The sequence below is a fragment of the Streptomyces sp. 13-12-16 genome (assembly GCF_002114215.1).
Classification (GTDB): Bacteria; Actinomycetota; Actinomycetes; order Streptomycetales; family Streptomycetaceae; genus Streptomyces.
The window spans coordinates 1-2135 of sequence record NZ_NCTE01000789.1; the positions used below are offsets into that span (position 1 = coordinate 1).

General features: G+C 74.8%; 2 protein-coding genes and 1 pseudogene. 1 reads left to right on the forward strand and 2 read right to left on the reverse strand.

What is annotated here, in order from left to right:
• Window positions 1-437, forward strand: a pseudogene (locus B7767_RS28985) (serine/threonine protein kinase); the annotation flags it as partial.
• Between the two features lie 30 nt (window positions 438-467).
• On the opposite strand, the gene B7767_RS28990 reads toward B7767_RS28985, so the two are convergent.
• Window positions 468-1286, reverse strand: coding sequence for an RNA methyltransferase (locus B7767_RS28990; protein ID WP_085574749.1), 819 nt, complete (start codon window positions 1284-1286; stop codon window positions 468-470).
• 1 nt (window position 1287) lies between these two features.
• On the reverse strand, window positions 1288-2135 hold an 848-nt coding region (gene cobA / locus B7767_RS28995; protein ID WP_085574750.1), incomplete at its 5' end, for a uroporphyrinogen-III C-methyltransferase.

Sequence of the window (2135 nt, forward strand, 5' to 3'; positions counted from 1 at the left end):
CCCCGCGCAGTGCCGAGGCGGAGCGGCCCACCGGACGCCTCGCGGACACCTACCCGGAGCGGGCGCAGCGCCGGCAGGGCGGCCAGGGAACCCCGCCACCGCGCGGACGCGGCCCCGCGCCCAGGAACAGCGGTTCCTCCCCCGGACGGAACAGCCGGAGCGTGCCCCCTTCCCGGAGCGGCGGCTCCTCGCGTGACAGCTCCCCGCGCGGAGGCGCTCCGTCCCGCAAGGGGCCGCGTCCCACGCCGGCCTCCCGGAACACCACCCGGTCCGGTACCGGCACCGGTGCCCGTCGTCCGGGACCCCGGACGACCGGTACCGGCCTGCGGCCCGCCAATCCGCGGCTGCTCAGGCAGCGGCTGTTCGTGTTCGTCGTCGTGACGCTGGTCGTCGCGCTGGGCATCGCGCTGGTGCAGGGCTGCCAGGGCCCCGGGTAGGGACCCGTCGGCACAGCGCCGACCGGGCCGCTACTCCTGCGGGCGTCCCGTGGCCACCGCGTAGAAGGCGACCGCCGCGGCGGCTCCCACGTTGAGGGAGTCGACGCCGTGCGACATCGGGATGCGGACCCATTCGTCGGCGGCCGCCAGGGCCCGGTCGGAGAGACCGGCCCCTTCCGCGCCCAGCATCAGAGCCACCCGGTCCATCCGGTGCGGTGCCACCTCGTCCAGGGGCCGGGCCTTCTCGCCGGGGGTGAGGGCGAGCAGTCCGAACCCGGCCTCGCGCACCGCCTCCAGTCCTTCGGGCCAGGTGTCCAGGCGGGCGTACGGCACGGAGAAGACCGCGCCCATGGAGACCTTGACGCTGCGGCGGTAGAGGGGGTCGGCGCAGTCCGGGGAGAGCAGGACGGCGTCCATGCCGAGGGCCGCCGCGGAGCGGAAGATCGCGCCGATGTTGGTGTGGTCGTTGACCGACTCCATGACGACGACGCGGCGGGCGGTCCGGAGCACGTCGGCCGGCGCGGGCAGCGGTGTGCGCTGCATGGAGGCGAGCGCGCCGCGGTGCACGTGGTAGCCGGTGACCTGTTCGGCGAGCGCGGGGTCGACGACGTACACCGGGGCGGTGGCCCGGTCGATGACGTCGCGCATGACGTCGACCCACTTCGCGGACAGCAGCATCGACCGCATCGCGTAGCCCGCTTCCCCGGCGCGCCTGATGACCTTCTCGCCCTCGGCGATGAACAGGCCCTCGGCGGGTTCGCGGCGGCGGCGCAGTTCGACGTCGGTCAGGCCGGTGTAGTCGTGCAGCCGCGGGTCGGCGGGGTCGTCGACGGTGATGAGTTCGGCCATGTCACGCCGTCCCGCGCGGGCCCACGGCGACGACCTCACCGATGACGATGACGGCCGGCGGCTTGACCTCCTGGGCGACGACCGTCTCGGCGACCGTGGCGAGGGTGGCGTCGACCCGGCGCTGGGCGGCCGTGGTGCCCTCCTGGACGAGGGCGACCGGGGTGTCGGGGGACTTGCCGCCCGCCACCAGGGTCTCGGCGATCCGGCCGATCTTGTCGACGCCCATGAGGACGACGAGGGTGCCGGTCAGCTTCGCCAGGGACGGCCAGTCGACCAGGGAGCGCTCGTCGTCGGGGGCGACATGGCCGCTGACCACGGTGAACTCGTGGGCCACGCCCCGGTGGGTGACGGGGATGCCGGCCGCGCCCGGGACCGAGATGGAGCTGGAGATGCCGGGGACGACGGTGCAGGGGATGCCCGCCTCGGCGAGTGCCTGGAGTTCCTCCATGCCGCGGCCGAAGACGTACGGGTCGCCGCCCTTGAGCCGGACCACTGACTTGCCCTGCTTCGCGTGCTCGATCAGCGCGTTGTTGATGGCCTCCTGGGCCATGAAACGGCCGTAGGGGATCTTCGCCGCGTCGATCACCTCGACGTGCGGCGGGAGTTCGGCGAGCAGGTCGCGGGGGCCGAGCCGGTCGGCGATGACGACGTCGGCCTCGGCGAGCAGGCGGCGGCCGCGCACGGTGATCAGGTCCGGGTCGCCGGGGCCGCCGCCGACGAGGGCGACGCCCGGGGTGCGGGTGCGGTGGTGCGGGGCGACGAGGGTGCCGTCGCGCAGGCCCTCGACCACGGCGTCGCGGATGGCCGCGGTGTGGCGGGGGTCGCGGCCGCGTGCCCGCGTCGTGAGGA

Bases quoted from the DNA above. Each gene is read 5' to 3' on its own strand.
- B7767_RS28990 (WP_085574749.1), bottom strand. From the start codon at position 1,286: ATGGCCGAACTCATCACCGTCGACGACCCCGCCGACCCGCGGCTGCAC.